The sequence below is a fragment of the Actinoplanes sp. NPDC048967 genome (assembly GCF_040649415.1).
Lineage (GTDB): Bacteria > Actinomycetota > Actinomycetes > Mycobacteriales > Micromonosporaceae > Actinoplanes.
Genome location: NZ_JBEZFL010000006.1, coordinates 402,539 through 422,899 on the forward strand (window position 1 = coordinate 402,539; position 20,361 = coordinate 422,899).

At 70.2% G+C, this 20,361-nt stretch carries 17 protein-coding genes and 2 pseudogenes; 11 read left to right on the forward strand and 8 right to left on the reverse strand.

Annotated elements, in window-relative coordinates:
• The first annotated feature begins 51 nt into the window (after positions 1-51).
• The gene (locus AB0C12_RS27440) at positions 52-987 is read left to right on the forward strand and encodes a cyclase family protein (protein ID WP_360552691.1); all 936 of its coding nucleotides are present in this window, start codon (positions 52-54) and stop codon (positions 985-987) included.
• A gap of 21 nt (positions 988-1,008) precedes the next feature.
• Here AB0C12_RS27440 and AB0C12_RS27445 read toward each other — a convergent pair whose 3' ends face one another.
• Complete coding sequence (locus AB0C12_RS27445; RefSeq protein ID WP_360552692.1) at positions 1,009-1,314, reverse strand: MarR family winged helix-turn-helix transcriptional regulator; 306 nt, start codon at positions 1,312-1,314, stop codon at positions 1,009-1,011.
• A gap of 281 nt (positions 1,315-1,595) precedes the next feature.
• Between AB0C12_RS27445 and AB0C12_RS27450 the strand changes: the two genes are divergently transcribed.
• From AB0C12_RS27450 to AB0C12_RS27460, 3 genes are read left to right on the forward strand one after another with little or no spacing between them, the layout of a single operon-like run.
• Positions 1,596-2,537, forward strand: a complete 942-nt coding sequence (locus AB0C12_RS27450) for a TerC family protein (protein WP_360552693.1) — start codon at positions 1,596-1,598, stop codon at positions 2,535-2,537.
• Positions 2,538-2,574: 37 nt separating this feature from the next.
• Positions 2,575-3,087: a hypothetical protein gene (locus tag AB0C12_RS27455; protein ID WP_360552694.1), complete on the forward strand. Its 513-nt coding sequence runs from the start codon at positions 2,575-2,577 to the stop codon at positions 3,085-3,087.
• A 34-nt stretch (positions 3,088-3,121) separates the two neighbouring features.
• Entirely contained in the window at positions 3,122-4,219 is a 1,098-nt protein-coding gene (locus tag AB0C12_RS27460; protein WP_360552695.1) for a hypothetical protein, read from the forward strand.
• A gap of 33 nt (positions 4,220-4,252) precedes the next feature.
• On the opposite strand, the gene AB0C12_RS27465 is transcribed toward AB0C12_RS27460, so the two are convergent.
• Both AB0C12_RS27465 and AB0C12_RS27470 read right to left on the reverse strand, forming a co-directional pair.
• A complete protein-coding gene (locus AB0C12_RS27465) occupies positions 4,253-4,453 on the reverse strand; it encodes a hypothetical protein (protein WP_360552696.1) in 201 nt (66 codons plus the stop codon).
• 79 nt (positions 4,454-4,532) lie between these two features.
• Complete coding sequence (locus tag AB0C12_RS27470; RefSeq protein WP_360552697.1) at positions 4,533-5,585, reverse strand: nitroreductase family protein; 1,053 nt, start codon at positions 5,583-5,585, stop codon at positions 4,533-4,535.
• 206 nt (positions 5,586-5,791) lie between these two features.
• Here AB0C12_RS27470 and AB0C12_RS27475 point away from each other — a divergent pair, with 206 nt between their 5' ends.
• The 5 genes and pseudogenes from AB0C12_RS27475 to AB0C12_RS27495 all read left to right on the forward strand — a co-directional run bounded on the left by AB0C12_RS27475 (position 5,792) and on the right by AB0C12_RS27495 (position 12,432).
• The gene (locus AB0C12_RS27475; protein ID WP_360552698.1) at positions 5,792-6,211 is read left to right on the forward strand and encodes a cupin domain-containing protein; all 420 of its coding nucleotides are present in this window, start codon (positions 5,792-5,794) and stop codon (positions 6,209-6,211) included.
• Positions 6,212-6,810: 599 nt separating this feature from the next.
• A pseudogene (locus tag AB0C12_RS27480) lies at positions 6,811-7,548 on the forward strand (alpha/beta fold hydrolase); the annotation flags it as partial.
• A gap of 95 nt (positions 7,549-7,643) precedes the next feature.
• The gene (locus AB0C12_RS27485; protein WP_360552699.1) at positions 7,644-8,108 is read left to right on the forward strand and encodes a GyrI-like domain-containing protein; all 465 of its coding nucleotides are present in this window, start codon (positions 7,644-7,646) and stop codon (positions 8,106-8,108) included.
• Positions 8,109-8,223: 115 nt separating this feature from the next.
• Positions 8,224-10,680, forward strand: a complete 2,457-nt coding sequence (locus AB0C12_RS27490) for a glycosyl transferase (RefSeq protein WP_360552700.1) — start codon at positions 8,224-8,226, stop codon at positions 10,678-10,680.
• A 105-nt stretch (positions 10,681-10,785) separates the two neighbouring features.
• Complete coding sequence (locus AB0C12_RS27495; RefSeq protein ID WP_360552701.1) at positions 10,786-12,432, forward strand: glycoside hydrolase family 44 protein; 1,647 nt, start codon at positions 10,786-10,788, stop codon at positions 12,430-12,432.
• Between the two features lie 52 nt (positions 12,433-12,484).
• Here the strand turns inward: AB0C12_RS27495 and AB0C12_RS27500 are convergent.
• The 4 genes and pseudogenes from AB0C12_RS27500 to AB0C12_RS27515 all read right to left on the reverse strand — a co-directional run bounded on the left by AB0C12_RS27500 (position 12,485) and on the right by AB0C12_RS27515 (position 15,808).
• Positions 12,485-13,446 (reverse strand): annotated as a pseudogene (locus AB0C12_RS27500) (FAD-dependent monooxygenase).
• A gap of 47 nt (positions 13,447-13,493) precedes the next feature.
• On the reverse strand, positions 13,494-14,609 hold the full coding sequence (locus AB0C12_RS27505) for a hypothetical protein (protein WP_360552702.1): 1,116 nt from the start codon (positions 14,607-14,609) through the stop codon (positions 13,494-13,496).
• A gap of 2 nt (positions 14,610-14,611) precedes the next feature.
• Positions 14,612-15,052 (reverse strand): hypothetical protein, encoded by a 441-nt coding sequence (locus AB0C12_RS27510; RefSeq protein ID WP_360552703.1) that lies wholly within the window; start codon positions 15,050-15,052, stop codon positions 14,612-14,614.
• A gap of 273 nt (positions 15,053-15,325) precedes the next feature.
• On the reverse strand, positions 15,326-15,808 hold the full coding sequence (locus AB0C12_RS27515; RefSeq protein ID WP_360552704.1) for a hemerythrin domain-containing protein: 483 nt from the start codon (positions 15,806-15,808) through the stop codon (positions 15,326-15,328).
• Positions 15,809-15,895: 87 nt separating this feature from the next.
• On the opposite strand from AB0C12_RS27515, the gene AB0C12_RS27520 reads away from it, so the two are divergent.
• Both AB0C12_RS27520 and AB0C12_RS27525 read left to right on the forward strand, forming a co-directional pair.
• Positions 15,896-16,606 carry a helix-turn-helix domain-containing protein gene (locus tag AB0C12_RS27520; protein ID WP_360552705.1) on the forward strand — a complete coding sequence of 237 codons (711 nt, stop codon included), beginning with the start codon at positions 15,896-15,898 and terminating at the stop codon, positions 16,604-16,606.
• The gene (locus AB0C12_RS27525; protein ID WP_360552706.1) at positions 16,603-17,373 is read left to right on the forward strand and encodes a YwiC-like family protein; all 771 of its coding nucleotides are present in this window, start codon (positions 16,603-16,605) and stop codon (positions 17,371-17,373) included. The genes AB0C12_RS27520 and AB0C12_RS27525 overlap by 4 nt, the downstream gene beginning before the upstream one ends.
• Before the next feature lie 131 nt (positions 17,374-17,504).
• Here AB0C12_RS27525 and AB0C12_RS27530 read toward each other — a convergent pair whose 3' ends face one another.
• On the reverse strand, positions 17,505-20,357 hold the full coding sequence (locus AB0C12_RS27530; RefSeq protein WP_360552707.1) for a glycoside hydrolase N-terminal domain-containing protein: 2,853 nt from the start codon (positions 20,355-20,357) through the stop codon (positions 17,505-17,507).
• Positions 20,358-20,361: the final 4 nt, after the last annotated feature.

Consider the following 20,361-nt stretch of genomic DNA (forward strand, 5'->3'; position numbering starts at 1 on the left):
CCGTCCCAGCGGTCGGATGAGGACGCCGATGACCGAAGGGCTGATGCCGGGATGACCACACAGGACGACGTACTGGGGTACTTCGACACCTTGTCGAACTGGGGGCGGTGGGGTGACGACGACGAGCTCGGCACGCTGAACCTGATCACCGACGACGTCCGGCTGGCGGCCGCGCGGGCCGTGCGCCACGGCCGGAGTGTGTCGTGCGCGTGGGAGGTCGCCGTACCGGACGACATGGAACGGTCGACGACGGCATGCCCGTGCGCCGCCGAGATGCCGGGGGCCGAGAACATGCCGGCCGCCTTCCACGCCGATCGGCGCTGGGGCTTCTCGAACGAGCGGCTCGGCATCATGTTCCACGGCAACACCATCACGCACGTCGACTCCCCGTGCCACCTGTTCTGGGACGGCAGGATGTACAACGGGCGCTCCCACTCCTCGGTCGACGCCACGACGGGATCGGCGTGGGCGGCCGTCACGGCAGCGGCCCACGGGATCGTCACCCGCGGTGTGCTGCTGGACATCGCGCGGGTCCGTGAGGTGCCGTGGTTGGAACCGGGCCAGGGCGTGTTCCCCGAGGATCTGGAAGAGGCCGAGCGGCGCCAGGGCGTACGGGTGCGGCCCGGTGATGCGGTCCTGCTGCGGACCGGCTACGGCCGCTTCCGGCACGAGAACGGCGCAGCCGGCGGCATCACGCAGGCCGGCTGGCACGCCTCCTGCCTGCCGTGGTTGCGGGAGCGCGAGGTCGCCCTGATCGGCGCCGACACCCCGCAGGACGTCCAGCCGTCGGGGTACCCGGACGTGCTGATGCCGGTGCACGCCGTGAGCCTGGTCGCGATGGGTCTGTGGCTGCTCGACAACTGCGACCTGGAGGCGTGCGCGAGCACGGCGGCCGAGCTCGGCCAGTGGGACTTCCACCTCGCGGTCGCGCCGGTCCGGTTCGCCGGCACCTCCGGCAGCCCGGTCAACCCGATCGCCACCTTCTGACCACGGGATTCGCGACCCGCATCAGGTCACCGAGGTCCCGGTGAACAGGTCGAGCAGCTCACCGATGCTGTGGTCCGCCTCAGCGGGGTGCCGGAAACGGCCGGCCGGGTTGAGGGTGTACTGGTTACGGCGCCCGACGCGTTCGTGCTGGAGGTAGCCGGCTGCTTCGAGATCGGCGACGATCGCTTGCGCGGCGCGCTCGGTGATGCCGACGTGTTCGGCGACGTCACGCAGCCGGGCGGTCGGGTCACGAGCGATGGCCAGCAGCACGTGGGCGTGGTTGGTCAGAAACGTCCACCCCTTGACCGGGTGAGCTGTCTGAGACATGTGGTCGCCGTCCCCGCCTTCGTACCGAGCTGTGCCCTCAATGTACGCACACCAAGTCACGAAATCAGCTGCACCCCTCTTGACATACGAACGCAACTTCGTGAATAGTTGAACGTAGTTCGAGGGGGAGTACCCGACGCACCACGCGCCACCGTCAGTACGGACCCGGCAGATCCGGGTCTCGGTGGCGCAGCCACCGCCGCGGTGGCCCGGGGAGACCTTCGTCCAGCATTGCCGGCCCGCCGCCACGGGCCCGGCTGGGCGAAAGGTCTCCCCTTCCCATGTCCGTGTCCTGGTGGGTCTGGGCGCTGCTCATGCTCGCGGTCGCCGCGATGCTCGCCGTCGACCTGTTCCTGCACCGTGACAACCACGTGATCGGTTTCCGCGAGGCCGCCCTCTGGTCCGGCATCTGGATCGCCGCCGGACTGCTCTTCGGCGTCGTCCTGTGGGCCTGGCAGGGCGGCGAGGTCGCCGGCACCTACTACGCCGGCTACCTGATCGAGAAGGCACTGTCGATCGACAACGTCTTCGTCTTCGCCCTGATCTTCACCTACTTCGCCGTCCCCGCCGCCTTCCAGCACAAGGTCCTGTTCTGGGGGGTCATCGGCGCCCTGCTCTTCCGGCTGGTCTTCATCTTCGTCGGCGCCGAGCTGCTGGAGACCTTCTTCTGGACCGCGTACCTGTTCGGCGCGTTCCTCATCTACACCGGCTACAAGATGGCGTTCCGCCACGACGAGCAGACCCCACCGGACCGCAATCCCGTCGTCCGGCTGGTCCGCAAGGTCATCCGGACCGACCCGGCGTATCACGGTGACAAGTTCTTCACCCGCATCAACGGCCAGCGCGTCGCAACCCTGCTGTTCGTCGTGCTGATCGCCGTCGAGGCCACCGACCTGATCTTCGCCGTCGACTCCGTCGCGGCGATCCTGGCCATCACCACCAGCACCTTCATCGTCTGGACGGCCAACGCGTTCGCCATCCTCGGCCTACGCAGCCTCTACTTCTGCCTCGCCGGCCTGCTGCGCCGCTTCGTCCACCTGCACTACGGCCTGGCCGTGCTGCTCGCGTTCGCCGGCCTCAAGCTGATCCTCTCCGAGACCCCGGTCGGCAAACTCCCCATCCCCGTCACCCTCGGCGTCATCGTGCTCACCATCACGGTCTCGATCGTCTGGAGCCTGCGCAGCACCCGCCAGACCACGACGACGCCGGAGCCTCGGCTCTGACCCCGTCCACGCCGCACGGGAAGGAAACGATCACCCGATGACCCGCCGCCCGGTCCCACCGCACGCCTACGACGACACCCGCCGCACCCGCGGATCCGGACCCGTGCTCGCCGTCCTCACCGACTCCCCCACCGACCTGCTCGTGGCGGCCCACGCCGCGGACATCGCCGCCCGCACCGGCACGCTGCTGATCGCCGCTGCCACCGTCCACACCACCGGGTGCAGCGTGAACGCGCTGCTGCACCACGCCCGCAACCGTCGCGTTCGTTTCCGGACCGTCGCCATCGTGGCTCGCATCACGCCGATCCTGCACGCCACCGGAGTCGCCTACTTCCGATCCACACTGCTCGTCCCGGCCGGTACCGACACCCGGCTGTCCCTCCCGACCGACGCGGTGAGCCGGCTCGTCGACAGGTTCGGTGCCGTCACCGTGGTCACCGGCCAGCCGCTGCACGACCCCACCGGCGTGCTCCAGCCCACGCCCGACCGTGGCCGCCCATCATCCGTCGCACCGACGAACCCCGGCACCGAACGACACGCCCCCATCTGAGCCGACCACGCCAAGCCCACCGGGAGGAATCGCGATGACCACCGCCACCGCATCAGCTCCGGCCGCCGCCCAGATCACCGCCCTGCAACAGGTCCGCGACTACCCGGCGATCAGCGTACTGCTGAGCACCACCCCCGCGGCGCAGCTCACCCGCGCCGACGCGCTCCGCCTCGAAGCGCTGGCCGATCAGGCCGTCGACCGGGTCCGCGCCGAGCTGCAGACCGCCGTCGCGGCACCCGCCGTACGGCGGCTGCGTGCCCTCGTCGAGCAAGCCCGCCGCGGACCCGCCGCCCAGTCCCTCGCCCTCTACGCCTGCGCGGGCACCGACGCCCTCATCCGATTGCCCATCGTGGTCCGCGACCGCGCCGTCGTGGACCCCACCTTCGCCACCCGCGACCTCGTCCGCGCCCTGCACCGCACCCCACGGCACCTCGTCCTGGCCCTCAACTCCGGCCACGCCCGGCTGTTCGACGCCGCCGGTGACACGTTGCTACCGGTCCTGTCCACCACGTTCCCGCTCACCGCCGTCCGGCCGGAGGCCCGCAGCCGAGGACGCGCCGACCGGCCCGCCCGCGCCTCCGGAGGTGACATCGACTTCTACCGCCGGGTCGACGCCGCCCTCGGGACCTACCTGCGCCTGCACCCGGCACCCCTGGTCCTGGTCGGTGGCGAACGCGCGACCGCGGCGTTCCGTCGCATCTCCACCAACTGCGCCCGGCTCGCCGGCATCGTCCCCGGAAACCTCACCCATGCCAACCTCAGCCAGCTGACCACCCGCATCCGGAGCGTCCTGGACGCCTACCTGTACCGCCGCCAGCGGGAAGCCCTCGCCCTCGTCGAGCAGCGCGCCGTCGCCGGCCGCGTCGTCTCCGGTATGCCCGCGGCATGGTTCGCCGCCCGCACCGGCCGGCCCGAGGTGCTCGCCGTCGACGAGTCGTTGTTCTGTCCCGCCCGCCTGTCCGACGACGGCGACACCCTCATCCCCGCCCAGGACGTCGACCATCCCGACGTGATCGACGACGCCGTCGACGAACTCATCGAACTCGTCCTGCTCCGCGGCGGCTGGATCGCCTTCACCGGCGCCGGTGCTCTCGACCATCATGACGGCGTCGCTCTGGCCACCCGGCCCTGAACCGCTGCCCCGCCGGGCAGTGGAGAAGAATCGTCAGCCGGACATGAACCGGAACAGGTCGTACACCATGAAAGCCGGCCAGACGAAGGCCTTGAGCATGCCGATGACCCCGGACCCGAAGCTGTCGGCCTGGCCGATGTAATGCACCAGCGCGCCGATGACGCCCAGGCCGTAGACGGCGTCCCCGCTGCCGGGGCTGCGGACTGCGCTGCGGCGTTGCTTGGTGTCGTTCATGAAAGGCCCCTTCCACTCGCCGACCCGGTAAGGGGCGGACGCCTTCACCGTGGCCCGCACGACGGGGTCGCCGACAGAGTCATTGGGCCTGGAGGGCCGGGTCCGGCGTGAAGCGACGGCGGGAACGGGCGGCACGGGGAGCTGCCGAAGCCGCCCGGCCCCCGGACGGCAGCAGCCTGTCCTCCAGCGGCTGCCGCGGTGTGGCCGCCACCGGTCGCCCGTGCCCCACCCGCAGGACCATCTGGGGGCAAGCGCCGTAGATCATGTCCGCCAGTCGTTCCCGGGCGGCGGCCAGCTCCGTGGGCTGACTGATCGGGGTAGTGGCCAGCCCGAGCGACGTGGCGGTCAGCAGGACGCGTTGCAATGCCTGTCCCGCGCGGACATGGTCGAGGGCGGTGTCGCCGGTGGTGCCCAGGACCAGGATCGTCGGAGCAGGCTCGAACGCCACAACGGGCGTCGGGAAGGGCAGCATCTCAGCGAAGTGCCGGACGGGCAACTCGCGGAGTACGTCCCTCGGACCCATCGCTCCCACCGGTACGCCGTCGCGCTTGCGCGATCCGGTCGCTGTCCAGCGGGCCAGTTCGGTGCGGTAGCCCGGCCTGGCCCTCAGGGCCCGATCAGCCGACCGGGCCAGACCGAGGATGGTCCCGGTGGCTTGCGATCCCGCCGCGGCCAGAAATGCTCCTTCGCGCCGAGCGGCATCCCGCAGCGGGTCGAGCAGCCTCGCGGCCACGGCGGGCCCGGCGAACGGCCACCGGTTGGTGTGACGTCGGGAGATGGTTTCGGCGAGCACCTCGACGGCCGGCGTCGGGGTGGCGAAGCGAGCCGCGCTGATCCGGGCCACCAGGTCGCACTCGCCGAGATCGGGGAACAGGTCGAGCCGTGAGACGAAGCCGCGGCGCCGCAGGGCCAGGCGCAGGTTGAAGATCGCCGCGCCGACACTGATCATCATCTCCCGGCCGAACGGGTCCAGCACGGCCAGTTTGCGGCCCCGATCGGCGTACACGTCGACCTTGCCCCGTGCGACGCGGAACCGCCACGGCTGGCTGTTGTGCAGCGACGGCGCCAGCACGGCAGCACCAACACATTCCATCAGCACCGACCGGGACGGTGTAGCGACCTTCACCGCCATGATCATTCTCCCTCCGGCACGAGTCCTGCTTTCATGCTTCAGGAAACGGTGACAGGAACGCAGGGCCGGAGGTCCTGGTGGCTGCTGACACCCGGACCAGCCGGGAGCCCTTCGGCCCTTCCGGACGGCGCAGCGTCGCGTGATGGTGGGATGAGCCGCCGACTGCTCGCACGGACCCCGTACCGGCGCGGGGCGAAGGAGATGTCATGAACACCACGATGGCCCGACGTCATGGCGGACCCACCCCACTGATGACCCTCGACCCCATGGAGATCGATCAACTGCCGTGGTGGCCGGTGCCGGAGTGTCCCGGTGTCATCGCGAAGGAGCTGTGGGCCGCCGGCGACCGGCATGACGCGCTGATCTCGTACGGGGCGGGTTGCGTCACGCCAGGAAGATCTCACCCGGGCGCCGAGCACCACATCTGGGTGGTGTCCGGGTCGGCGTCGATAGCCGGACGGCACGTCGTCGCCGGCTCGTACCTGCACGTTCCGCCCGGCACAGCCCATCCGATCACCGCCGGTCCCGGCGGTTGCCTGCTGCTGCAGATGCACCGTTCCACCTGGGACACCCCTCACCCGAGCGAGAAGCGTGCACCCCGGCCGCTGGTCCCCACCGAACGGTAAGGACGATCCTGGCACCGCCGATCCGGCGGGCGAACGATGAGAGCACGCGAACCTCGGTCCTCAGACGTTCGCGGATCGTCGCGAGCAGACCTGGCGTGATGTCGTCGCAGTGGACGACCAGCTCCTCGGGCGCGCTGAGCCCGCCGTGCCGCTCCCGCGCGGCCCCGATCTGTGCCGCCTGGGTCTCGGTCAACCCGGCTCCGCAGTACGAGGACGTGTGCGACGCCGCCTGCCGAGGTCAGTCATTGCCGGCCTCCCGCTGTTCTGCGTCCACTGCACCTCGCCCTCGCCCGACAGGCCAGAGTCCGCGGTCCCGATGTCACCCGGAATCCCGGCCCAGCACGGCCGAGCCGGGTCCGGCCACACAGCGGTAGCCTGAGTCCAGCGTCCCAGCCCGGGAGGTGCGATGGTCCGACGCGGTCGGCGAGCGGCCGAGGCGATGACTGCCGCGCTGGCAGTCATGGTGACGCTCGCCTGCGGCTCGGCCGATGCTCCCGGGCCGTCGTCCCAGGCGATGCCGGCGAGTGGCACCGCCACCGTGCAGGTCGGCGGCCGGCAGGTAACCGTGCACGTCCCCGGACCTCTACGATCCGGCCCGGCCCGCGCCGCTGATCGTCGCGTTGCACGGATACACGTCCGACGCCAAGGAACTGGAGACGTATCTGAGGCTGACTCCCGAGTCGGACCGGCGAGGGTTCGTCTACGCCTACCCGGACGGGACCACCGATGACCGCGGCGAACGGTTCTGGAACGCCACCGACGCGTGCTGCGCCTTCTCCGGCTCGGCGCCTGACGACTCGCGTTACCTCAGCGAGCTCATCGCCACGATTCAGGGTTCGTACCGGATCGACCGCGCCCGCGTGTACCTGATCGGCCACTCGAACGGCGGTTTCATGGCGTTCCGGATGGCCTGTGACCACGCCGACCAGGTCACCGCGATCGTCTCTGTCAACGGCGCGAGCTGGAGCGACGCATCTCGGTGCCGGCCCTCCGAGCCGGTGGGCGTGCTGGCCGTCCACAGCAGCGGCGACGAGACCGTGGCGTTCGGCGGCGGTGTCATCGGGCGCGCCGCCTATCCGTCGGCGGCCACGACGGTCACCCAGTGGCTGGGCTACGACCGGTGCGCCGGGACCGGCCGGGACGCACCCGAGCTCGACCTGGTCACCGACCTGCCGGCCGCCGAGACGTCGGTGCGCACCTACGCGCGGGGCTGCGCCGGCGGGTCGGTCGTCCAGTCCTGGACGATAAACGGTGGCGCTCACGTGCCCCGGCTGGGGCCTGCCTTCGCACCGGCCGTCACGGATTTCCTGCTCTCCCAGGTCCAACCGGCCCCGTAGCCGGGGACAGGGCCGGGCCGGGCCGGGCCGGGCCGGAAGACCCTGGCACGTGACCACCGAGCGGGCCATCGTCGAGAGTGACGCGGAGGTGGCACATGACCTATCTCATCGAAGCCCGCACTCTGACCAGCCAGGACACCGCTGTCGTCCGATCGTGCGTGCCGAACGCTCAGCTTCACGCATGGCTGATCGGTGTCTACCGGGAGCTCGACCGCTACCTGACGGATCTCGGGGTCCGGGTCTGCGGGCCGCCGTTCGCCCGGTGTGCCGGCCACGGAGACGTGGTCGATGTGGAGGCCGGCTATCCGGTCCCCGGGCCCGTGCCGGACAAGGGCAGAATCACCGCTTCGCGGCTGCCCGGCGGACGGGCCGCGGCCACCGTTCACCACGGCTCCTGTACGGATCTCGACCCTGCCGAGCGGGCGGTCGCCGACTGGTTGACGAAGCGGGGACTCGTGGCCGCCGGGCCGCCCTGGGACGTGTACTACACGAATCTCGCCGCTCAGCCGGACGACGCCGTGGTCAGAACGGACGTGGTGGCGCCCTACCGGTCCACCTGAGGCGCGACCGGAATGTCAAGGGTCGTATGTGCCGGACTTCACCCATAGCATCGTGACTGTGGGAGCGCTCCCAATCTGTCGCGGAGCGTGGACTGCTGAGCAGGGAGGAGACCCCGTGCGCTACGGACACTTCGACGATGAGCGCCGCGAGTACGTCATCGACCGGCCGGACACGCCACTGCCCTGGATCAACTATCTGGGCACCGAGGCGTACTTCGGCATCATCTCCAACACCGCGGGCGGATACTCGTTCTACCGCGACGCCCGGCAGCGCCGTCTCACCCGGTACCGCTACAACAACGCGCCGTTCGACCTCGGCGGGCGCTACCTGTACGTGCGGGACGACGCCACCGGTGACTTCTGGTCACCGACCTGGCAGCCGACGCGCAGCTCCCTGGACGAGTACGAATGCCGGCACGGCCTGTCGTACACCCGGATCGCTTCCGCGCGGGGCGGCATCCGCGCCGAGACGCTGTACTTCGCGCCGCTGGGCGAGACCCTCGAGGTCTGGCGCTGCCGGGTCACCAACGAGCGCGACACGGCGGCCGAGCTCTCGCTCTTCTCCTCGGTCGAGTTCTGCCTGTGGGACGCACAGGACGACGCGACCAACTTCCAGCGCAACTTCTCCACCGGCCAGGTCGAGGTGGCCGACGGGGTGATCTACCACAAGACCGAGTACCGCGAACGGCGTGACCACTTCGCCTACTTCGCCTGCTCGGAACCGCTGGCGGGCTTCGACACCCAGCGGGACACCTTTCTCGGGGCGTACCGCGGCTGGGACCAGCCGGCGGCGGTGGAGCGGGGCGCGTCCTTCGACTCGGTGGCCCAGGGCTGGGCGCCGATGGGCAGTCACCACGTACGGCTGAGCCTGGCGCCGCGGGAGACCCGCGAGGTGATCTTCGTGCTCGGCTACGCGGAGAACCCCCGCACCGACAAGTTCGACCCCCCGGGATCACAGACGCTCAACAAGCGCAATGTGCGCCCGGTCATCGAGCGCTGGCTGCGGCCGGAGACGGTCGCCGAGGGCTTCGCGGCGCTCGGCGCCTACTGGGACCGGCTGCTCGGCACCCTGAGCGTGACGACCCCGGACCCGGACACCGACCGGATGGTCAACATCTGGAACGCCTACCAGTGCGTGGTCACCTTCAACATGAGCCGCTCCGCGTCGTTCTACGAGTCCGGGATCGGCCGCGGCATGGGCTTCCGCGACTCGAACCAGGACCTCCTCGGCTTCGTCCACATGATCCCGGAACGGGCCCGGGAACGGATTCTCGACATCGCCGCCACCCAGCTGACGACCGGCGGGGCCTATCACCAGTACCAGCCGCTGAGCAAGCGGGGGAACAACGACATCGGCGAGGGCTTCAACGACGACCCGCTGTGGCTGATCCTGGGCGTCGCCGCGTACCTCAAGGAGACCGGTGACCGGACGATCCTGGACGAGCCGGTGCCCTTCGACAACGCGCCGGGCAGCGAGGCGCCGCTGTACGAGCACCTGCGCCGTTCGCTGCGCTACACCCTCCAGCGGCTCGGCCCGCACGGCCTGCCGCTGATCGGGCGGGCCGACTGGAACGACTGCCTCAACCTCAACTGCTTCTCCGACACCCCGGGTGAGCCGTTCCAGACCACCGAGAACGCCACCGGCGGCGCCGCCGAGTCGGTCTTCATCGCCGGGCAGTTCGTGCTCGCCGGCAAGGAGCTGGCCGCGATCGCCGCGCTGCGCGGGCTGGACGACGAGGCGGCCGAGTACCGCGCCGCCGCCGAGAAGATGACCGGCGTCATCGTCGAGCACGGCTGGGACGGCGCCTGGTTCCGCCGCGCGTACGACTTCCACGGCCGCCCGATCGGCTCGGCGGAGAACGACGAGGGGCAGATCTTCATCGAGCCGCAGGGCATGTGCGTACTGGGCGGCGTCGGCCTCGACGACGGGCTGGCCGTGCGGGCGCTGGACAGCGTGGCAGAGCGGCTGGCCACGCCGCACGGCATCGTCCTGCAGCAGCCGGCGTACTCCGGCTACCGGATCGAGCTCGGCGAGATCTCCTCCTATCCGCCCGGCTACAAGGAGAACGCCGGCATCTTCTGCCACACCAACCCGTGGATCATGATCGCCGAGGCGATGGCCGGCAACGGCGACCGCGCCTTCGACTACTACCAGCGGATCAACCCGTCCGCCCGGGAGGCGATCAGCGAGGTGCACCGATGCGAGCCGTACGTGTACGCGCAGATGATCGCCGGCCGGGACGCGCCGGCCCACGGCGAGGCCAAGAACTCCTGGCTGTCCGGCACCGCGGCGTGGAACTTCGTCGCCGTCACCCAGTGGATCCTCGGCGTCCGGCCGGAACTGACCGGGCTGCGCGTCGACCCGGTGCTGCCCGCGAGCTGGTCCGGCTTCCAGATCACCCGGGTTTTCCGGGGCGCCACGTACCGGATCTCCGTCCGCAAGGCCCCCGGAGAGACCGGTCGGGTCACCCACCTGCTCGTCGACGGTGAGCGGATGGAGGGCACAGTGCTGCCGGCCGCACCCGCCGGCTCCGTGGTGGAGGTGCAAGCCGTCATCGCCGGCTCGTCCTGAGCGGACACCGGGTCCGGGCGGGCCGGACTTGACGAGGGGTTGACATCGGACGAAGCTGGCTCCCATCGATACTTGTCGATGAAAGCCGGCTTCGAGGGGGCTGTCATGCGCGCTCGGCGGCAGCGGAGACTGCGGCACGTCACGGCCACCGGGGCGGTCTTGTCCGTGGTGGCGACGTTGGTGACCATCCAGGTCGCCCCGGCGCCGGCCACGGCGGTCGCCGGGCTCACGCTGTCCGTCGATGTGTCCGCCGCGCGGCACAGGATCAGTCCGGACATCTACGGACTGAACGGTGCCGAAGCGGGATTCGCCGCCGAGATCGGCCTGCCCGTGGCACGCTGGGGCGGCAACGCCAGCAGCCGCTACAACTTCAAGAACCACACCTACAACACCGGCAGCGACTGGTTCTTCGAAAACATCGTGGCCGGGCCGGAGAACACCGTCGAGGCCTTCGTCGAGCGGAACCGGGCCCTGGGGGCCAAGCAGATCGTCACCGTCCCGATGATCGGCTGGGTCGCCAAGGACTCCCCGTCATCGCACCCCTTCCACTGCGGCTTCCCGGCGACCCGATTCCCGGAGCAGGACCAGTTCGACCAATGGGACCCCAACTGCGGCAACGGCCGGCTCCACGACACGAACCTCACCGGCGCGGATCCGGCGGACACCTCCGTTGCGGCCGGCGCGTCGTTCGACGGCGAGATGGTGTCCCATCTGGTCGGCAGGTTCGGCACGGCGGCGCAAGGCGGCGTCCGGATCTATGAGCTGGACAACGAACCCGTGCTGTGGGCCGCCACGCACCGCGACGTGCACCCCGAGGTGGTCAGCTACGACGAGCTGGGCAGCAAGAGCACGGCTACCGCTGCGGCCATCAAGAAGGCCGACCCCTCCGCGGCGGTGCTGGGCCCGTCCGGCTGGGGCTACTGCGAGTGGATCTCGTCCGGGGTGGACGGGTGCGCGCTCGGCGCCGACGCGGCAGCGCACGGCGGGCTCAACCTCTCCCAGTGGTACCTGAAGAACATGAAGGACTACAGCGACGCACACGGCGGACGGCGCTTGCTGCACTACTTCGACCAGCACTACTACCCGCAGATCGGCGGGGGCACAGATGCCGACGCCAACGCGCTGCGGTTGCGGTCCACCCGGTCGTTGTGGGACCCGACCTACGTCGAGGAGTCGTGGATCGGCCCCAGCGGCGTCAACGCCCCGCCCCTGCATTTCATCCGCACGATGAAGTCCTGGATCGCCGAGCAGTACCCCGGCACCCGGACCGCCATCTCCGAATACAACTTCGGCGCGCTGGACCACATCAACGGCGCCCTGACGCAGGCCGACGTGCTCGGCATCTTCGGGCGCGAGGGACTCGACCTCGCGACCATGTGGGGCGAACCCCAGCCGGCGCAACCCGCTGCCTACGCGTTCCGGATGTACCGCAACTACGACGGCGCGGGCGGCCGGTTCGGCGACGTCAGCGTGTCGGCGACCAGCAGCGACCAGGGGCAACTCGCGGTGTACGCGGCGCAGCGCTCGTCCGACAAGGCGCTGACCCTCATGCTGGTCAACAAGACGAGCGACGATCTCACGTCGGCGCTGTCGATCAAGGGCTTCCCGGGCGGCACGGCGCGGCGTTTCACGTACAGCCCCGCCGACTTGACCTCGATCGTCCGCGGCACCGACGTGGCCGCGAAGCGGGGCACCATCAAGGCGACGTACCCGGCGAACTCCATCACTTTGCTCGTCCTGCCCCGGCGCTGACGCCGAGCACGCACCGCGGGTGAACCGCATGCAGCTCAGCTCCATGACTGCACTACAGTCGAGCGATGACCGGGTCGCGCCGGCAGCAACCTGCTCCGCTGTGACGCCGCTGCGGACGAATGTCCCCGGCTTCTCGGTGGTCCCCGATCCGCGCGGGGCGCGGCATGTCGTCGGCCTGCGCCTGACCGACGGCACGCAACAGACCCAGGTTGAGGCCGACCCCACCAGCCGGGAAGTGCGTGTGGGCGGCATCCCCCGCGAGCAGCACACGACCCGGCGGTACTGCGCGGCGACTCTGGTGGCATTGCCGAAGCGGCTCAACCACACCGGATCGTGCAGGCCGAAGTCGGCACCCCCGATCCGGGCGGTGATCTCCCGCAACTCCGCCAGGGTCAGCTCATGGCGCCCGGCGCCCTGATCCCGCGGGTCGTAACCGGTGAAGCGCAGCAACCCGCCCGGCGCCGGCGCCACGATCAACGCGCCCTTCTCGTTCTGCACGCCGTAGCCGGGCTGGGGCGGCGCGCCGGCCCGGACGTCACCCAGGTAGGCGTCGGTGCCCGGGAAGTCGATGCCGGCGCTGCGCCGCACCGTACTGCCCGCGCCGTCCGCCTCGATCACCCAGGAAGCGCGCCAGCCAGGGCCGTCGGCGACGCTGACCCGCACGCCGTCCGCGTCCTGGACCAGGCCGGTGACCGGCACGCCGCGCAGCACCCGGGCGCCGAGCTCCAGGGCCCGCTGTTCGAGGATGGCCTCCGTGCGGTGCTGCGGAAACGCCAGCATGAACGGGTACGGGCTGTCCAGGCGCGTCAGGTCGAGCCGCTCGCGCAGGAAGCCGACATGCCAGGACGGCACGCGAACACCGGCCGACAGGAACGGTTCCTGCAGGCCGCGCATGGCAAGCTGTTCCAGGGTACGGGCGTGCAGCCCAAGGGCACGGGCATGCGGGGCTGGTGCGGCCGCCCGCTCCGGGACCACCGTGGACACTCCCGCCAGGCGAAGCTCCGCGGCAAGCATGAGTCCTACCGGTCCGGCCCCGACAACGATCACTTCAGTCTCGTTACTCACCAGAACGACGCGGCAGCCAGCAAGGCATCCGCCTCAACAAGTGGCAGCAGTCGTTCCCGGCGGCAGATCCGTTGTGCCGTTCGTACCGCCTCCCGGTGCCCGCCCTGATCCCAGGCGTTCCGCACCCTCGAAACCAGTTCAGCGCGGGGATCCCCGTCGTAGAAAGTTTCCTTGATCCGCTGCCACCACGCGTCGAGGCACCGAACCAGGTCCTCGTCGAGCTGCCGTGCCGCGCCGCGTGCACGCTCCCGAAGTTCCTCGTCACCGTGCCGCGGATGCCCCACCAGCCAGTGCGACCACATCAACGCCAGCGTCCCGACCGGTCGGGCCTCATAGAGCGCGTCGACATAGCCCGCAGGGTTCGGCGCCGCGAGCGCCGCCTCCAGCCGGGCCTCGAACTCCTCGTGCGCGCGCTCCCATTCGCCGATAACGACGTCGAGGCGTCCAGACTGGTCTGCCGTATTCGTAGCAAGCATCAGCAGCTTCTGCGCGGATTCCGTGAACCCTGTCGCAAGCTCGTACGCAACCTGGTCGAGCTCTTCTCCGTCCAGTGCTTGAAGAAGCCGGAATGTGCCCAGTAGCCGTCCCGTCAGGTCCCCTGGGACCATGTTCTGCCTGTGTGATAGCAGCAGGCTTTCAGTCATCGCCGGCAACGGACGGCGGCCCGACCATTCGTAAGGTCGTTCTGCGGTGCTGAAGCTGAGGAGGGTGTCGAGTTCGAACGTAGGCGAGGCCACCGCCAGCGGACCCATCAAGATGTAGCGCTCAAGTTCGGACGGCGCCCGGTCCGGCCACCTTCCATCCTCGATCAACTCCCACTGCTCCCGAAGCCAGCCCGAGAGCGGCTCCCCACGCGCGTCGAAGATTACTTTGACCGGCTCGTCCGGCGGCTCGGTTTGCGTCCGGCCGGTGGTACTGGCTGCGTCGGTCCAGTGGTAGTACACCTGGCCACTCGGGTACCGTACGCCGTGCCAATGCCCGGCCAACGGCCCATGCATCTCCTGCCAGTCAGCTCTGGCGTTGATTGCGGAGGTCATCAGGTCAACTAACTCGGGAGCGGCCATCATGAGAAACCGGGCCGCGGTGAGCGCCCGGTCCAGCGGCCCAGCCATAGCTACTCCCTGAACAATTCCTGTGCGACCTGCCGGGTGAGTCCTGCAACCCTGCTTGCCTTCGTCCGCGTCAATCCGCGCCGGACCAGAACCTCCGTCAGCTCCTTTTCAACGTCCTCAGCAGCTTCCGGGTCGGACGCTGTCGCGTCTCGCACCTCGGCGGGGACAAGTGGCGACTCGGTGGGCGTAGCGTTTCGGCCCAGCGCGGCGGCGAACCGGTCAGCGATCCAGTCGCCGGTTGTCTTCCCCCACCCTTCGAGCCCGTCTCCGAGTCGGCTGGCGCCTAGTCCATTGACGAACCGCTCCAGCAGTAGGCCTCCGAGCAGCACCAGGGCACCCTCAGCTAGGAAGAACTGTTGCCCAGGCGGTGCGAACACGTAGAGATCCTCGCCGACGTCGTCTCGCATCCGCTCTAGAGCGGCAGTCCACGCCTCGTTCTTCACGCGTCGAACCGTCCCACAACAGCAACCGAACGGCAGGTAGCCACGCACCATGGCCGGTTGGGATCCCACCTTCGAGCGATCCGAACTCCGCCTTTCCGCCCCGCTCCGGCTACTCCAAGTGCCCAGGCTGTACGCCATCGCGAGGTCGTGCCAGCCCACGCCGGAAGGGCACCAGCGCCGAGCAGTGCCGACACGTGCGGCAGATTTCGCCGGGTTGCCGGCCGGCTGACAACCGGGTGGCCCCGCGTCCCCGGTCCGGCTGCGTCCGGAGGGTCAGCCGGTGCTGTCACCCATCGCCGGCAGGCGACTCCCCACCTCGGTGCGGACGGCGTCCACGCTGTCCCAGTCGGCGCCCCCGAGTGTGGTCAGTGCAGCCGGGAACACCCCGTCCTGCTCCTTGAGGATGTGGTCGCGCAGCAGGTCGAGGGTCTCCATCAGCTCTCCGGGCCAGCCGGGGTCGGAGGGTGTCCCCGCGCTCGCGGCGCCAAGGACCGCTTCGATGTGGCGGTGTTCGGCTTCCAGCGCGGCCACATGGTCGGGGAAGTCGTCGGCCAGCAGGGGGAACAGGCCGTGCTCCTCGACGTGCGTGTGCGGGCCCAGCACGGCGGCGATCCGGCGTGCCAGTTCAGCCTGTCGGGAGACGTCACCGGCGGCGTGAGCGCCACGCACGTCACCGATCATGGCGACGACCATGTCGTGTTCGCGGGTGAGTTCCTTGATCGCGGTGATCGACTGGCAGCCACAGTATTCACACATGAGCGGCACCCGAAGGACGAAGAGCGGGCTGTGACATGGAACCCTCCCGGGGTTTTGATGCCAATCGACGTTATAACGTTAACCACCATGGAAACCCCGCGTACAGGGCCCAGCGGCGAGACGATCGACACCCCACGCCATCGCGCGCTCGGATCGACCAGCCGAGTGGCCATCCTGCGGCTGGTCCGGGCGACGGCGGGTGGCATCACCGCCGCTGAGGTGGCGGCCCGGACCGGGCAGCACTTGTCCACGACCCGCGCTCACCTGGACCGGCTCACCGAGGCCGGATTGCTGGTGAAGGCCCGAGCCGGCGGTGGACAGCCTGGTCGGCCCGCGTGGCGATACCGGGCGGCGGCCGCGGACCCGGCGCCGGCGCCGTACCGGGCTCTGGCTGCCGCTCTGCTGGATCATCTGGCCGGCGACGGGGGCGATGTCCGTGCGGCCGCGGCGCGGGCCGGCCGGGGGTGGGGTCGGCAGCTGGCCGCGGCCGGTGCCGAGCACGACGACCCGGTCGCATCGGTGATCACCGTGCTGGACGGGCTCGGCTTCAGCCCTCGGCTTCAGCCGCCCGACGCCGACGACACCGCGCGGGTACACCTGTTCACGTGCCCGTTCCTGGAGCTGGTCGGCCAGAACCCCGACGCGATGTGCGGCGTGCACCTCGGCGTCGTCCGCGGGATCCTCGACCACGGCGGCGCGGCGGCGGAGTCCGTGGTGCTGGAGCCCTTCGGCGCGCCGGCCGCGTGCGTCGTACGCCTCCCGGCACAGGCCGGGCCGGCGGGCGGAGTGCAGTCGTGACCCGCTCGACCGGGGCCGTTCCGGTGGCGGCGGCTCGCGGACCACAGGGACGCCGCCGGACCGTGCGGCAGTTCGTCCCACCTCAGCACGGCGCGTGGGCCATGCTCCTGGTCCCCTGGCTCGCCGGGGTCCTGGTCGCCGGATTCCACTGGGCCCACCTGCCGCTGCTCGGGGCCTGGTTCACCGGCTACCTGCTGTCCTATTACGTCCTGCAGGCCGTCAAGACCCGGAAGCTGGCCCGCTTCAAGGCGCAGGTGCTGCTGTACGGTCCGGTCACCGCCGCCCTCGGCCTCTTGGTCGTCGCCGTCCGGCCGCCGGTGCTGGCCTACGCCCCCGCCTACGCTCTGCTGCTGGCCGTCAACGTCTTCCATGCGCGGCGACGCCGGGAACGGGCGCTCCTCAATGACCTGATCTTCGTCGTGCAGAGCTGCCTCATGGTCCTGGTCGCGGCCACCGTCGCCGGCCTCGGCATCAGCTCGGTCATGTCGGCGTTCACCGCTGTCCTGCTGTACTTCACCGGCACGGTCCTCTACGTCAAAACCATGATCCGTGAACGCGGGAACGCGGCGTACCGGAAGGCATCGGTGGTCTACCACGCCTGCGCGCTCGCCGCGGCGACCCTGCTCAGCATTCCGGCCGCGGCTGTCTTCCTGCTCTTGCTCGTCCGCGCGATCGTGCTCCCCCGATACCGGCCCGCGCCGAAGCACGTCGGCATCATCGAGATCGTGGCCTCCGCGCTGGTGCTCATCACCGCCGTGGCCGCCTGACGACGCGGTGAACCGCGATCGCACTCGCGGCCCGGCCGCCCGGACAAGGCGCTGCCCGGGCGGCTCGGGTTCCGCCGCGCGGACAGCGCCCCTGCCGGCCGGGCCGCCGCACCTCTTGGCACGGAGTGAATTCAGATTCGCTGGAGCTGGAACCGCTGGTTGGTGCTGCCGGTGACCGTCCACGTGGAGATGCGGGCGCCGTCGGTGGTGGAGGCTTGCCAGACGTCCATGGCCAGACCGCTCTGCCGGTTGACCAGGCTGCACACCTGGCCGCCCTGGTCCACCACCCGCCACTGCTGGGCGGCGGTGCCGGTGTCGGGCTGCTGGGTGATGTCACCGCCGCCGCTGGTGCCGGTGGCCTGCAGGACCAGACCGCTGTGCCGGGCCCGGATGCGGTGGTAACCGCCGTCGGAGGGCAGGAACTCGAACTGCTGGTTGAGTCCGGCGGTGACCGGCCACTGGACCAGGGCGGCGCCGGCGGCGGTCGAGGCGCCATTGATGTCGGCGGCCTTGGCGCTGTGCTGGGCCACCAGCCGGTAGTAGACGCCGGTCTCCACCGGCCCCGACCGCAGCGCGGACGCCCGGTACGTGTGCCCGGCCTGAGCGGTGAACTCGATGAGCCCGGATTCGGGCCGCGCCGGCTGGACCGGCGTGCCGCTGGTCTCGTCGCGCAGCTCGAAGTCGCCGGTCAGCACCTGGCTGCGCATCCGGACCGGACCCGTACGGTCGGCGGTGACGACCAGCTCGGCGCCGGTGCTGCTCCAGGTGGCACCGACGGTGTATCCGCCGCGCGCCCGCAGACCGCTGACGCTGCCGCTCGGCCAGGCCGGCGGTAGCGCGGGCAGCACGTGCAGCTCGTTGTTGTGACTCTGCAGCAGCATTTCGGCGATGCCCGAGGTCGCGCCGAAGTTGCCGTCGATCTGGAACGGCGGGTGCAGGTCGAACATGTTGGGCGCGAGCCGGTCCGTGCGGACGAGATCACGCAGGAGCTTGTGCGCCCGGGCCCCGTCCTCCAGCCGGGCCCAGTAGTTGATTTTCCAGGCGAGGGACCAGCCGGTGCCGTCGTCGCCGCGCAGCTCCAGGGTGCGGCGGGCGGCCGTGTGCAACGCCGGTGTCCCCCGCCGGGTGATCTGGTTGCTCGGGTGCAGCCCGTACAGGTGGGAGACGTGCCGGTGGTTGCCCTCGGTCTCGACCCAGTCGGCCAGCCATTCCTGGATGTTGCCGCGTGTGCCGACCCGGGTCGGCGCCAGCCGGTCCCGGGCCGCGAGCACCTGGGTACGGAAGGCGGCGTCCACACCCAGCGTCTCCGCGGCCCGGGCGCAACCGTTGAACAGGTCCCGCAGGATCTGGTTGTCCATGGTCGGGCCGGCGCAGACGCTGGCGTTGGCGTGGTGGGGCAGCTCCGGGGAGTTCGACGGGTTGGTGACCAGATGGCCGAGCGTCGGGTGGGTGACCAGGGTGTCGAGGAAGAACTGGGCGGCGCCCTTCATGGCCGGGAAGTTCGCGCGCAGGAAGTCGAGGTCACCGGTGAACAGGTAGTGCTCCCAGATCAGGGTGGCCAGCCACGCGCCGCCGGTCTGCCACATGCCCCACAGTGCACCGTCCACGACCGAGGAGCCCCGCCAGGCGTCGGTGTTGTGGTGGGTCACCCAGCCGCCCGCGCCGTACTGGGCCTGGGCCGTGCGGGCGCCGGTCACGGTCAGGTCCTTGATCATGGCGAAGACCGGCTGGAAGCACTCGGCCAGGTTGGTCGTGTCGGCCGGCCAGTAGTTCATCGGCAGGTTCGCGTTGATGGTGTATTTCGAGTCCCAGGACGGCGCCATCTCCTCGTTCCAGATGCCCTGGAGATTGGCCGGCTGGGTGCCGGGCCGCGAGGAGGAGATGAGCAGATACCGGCCGTACTGGAAGAGCAGCGCGGACAGCTGCGGGTCGGTGGTGCTGGCGTGCTGGGCGATCCGTACGTCGGTGGTCTGATCGGCCGCGGCGGTGCGGCCCAGATCGAGCGTCACCCGGTTGAACAGCTTCTGATAGTCGGCCAGATGGCGGGCGAGCAGCTGCTCGTAGCCGACAGCGCCGGCAGCGCTCAGCCGGGTCCGCGCGATGCTCTGATAGTCGCCGTTGACGGTACGGAAGTCGACGTAGCTCGTGCCGATCGAGACGAGCAAGGTGACGGAGGTGGCGCCGGAGACCCGCAGCGTGCCACCGGAGCTGCTGACCGTACCGCCGGTGACGGCGGCCTTGGTCAGGGCGAGGAACCGCACCGAGCCGGTCTTGCCCTCCATGGTGCCGGAGATGCCGTCGAGGCCGATCGTCGCTCCGTCGGGGCTGGACACGCTGGTCCGTTGCGGGCTGTCGAAGGTGGCGGTGAAGCTCAGCGCGTTGGCGCGGTCGGCGGTCAGCCGGACCACGATCACCTGGTCGGCAGCGCTGGCGAACACCTCACGCTGATATCGCACACCGTTGAGGACGTACGTCGTGGTGACGGTCGCGGTGGTCAGGTCGAGGGTCCGGCGGTACTGGGAGGCACCGGCGGCACTGCCGAACGCCAGCCGCAGATTGCCGACCGGCTGGTACGCCAGCTGCCCGGCGGGACTGCCGAGCATCGTCTGGTTGATCAAATCCTGAGCCTGGGTCCACTGGTCGGCGAAGACCCGCCGCCGGATCTCGGCCAGGTTGGCGGCACCACGAGGATTGGCGGAATCGTACGGGCCGCCGGCCCACACCGTGTCCTCGTTGAGCTGCAACCGGTCCGTGTCCACGTTGCCGAACACCATCGCGCCCAGCCGCCCGTTGCCGACCGGCAGCGCCCGCAGCCAGTCGGTGCCGGCCGCTTCGTCGTACCAGAGGGCGAGATCACCGGCCGCCAGCACCTGCGGCGGCGCTTTCGCCCCGGCCCGGGCGACGGCCGTCCACCCCGGCAGCAGCGCGGCCCCGGCGCCGGCCGCCCCGGCGGCGAGAAGTTTCCTTCGAGTCACTTCCGGCATGGTG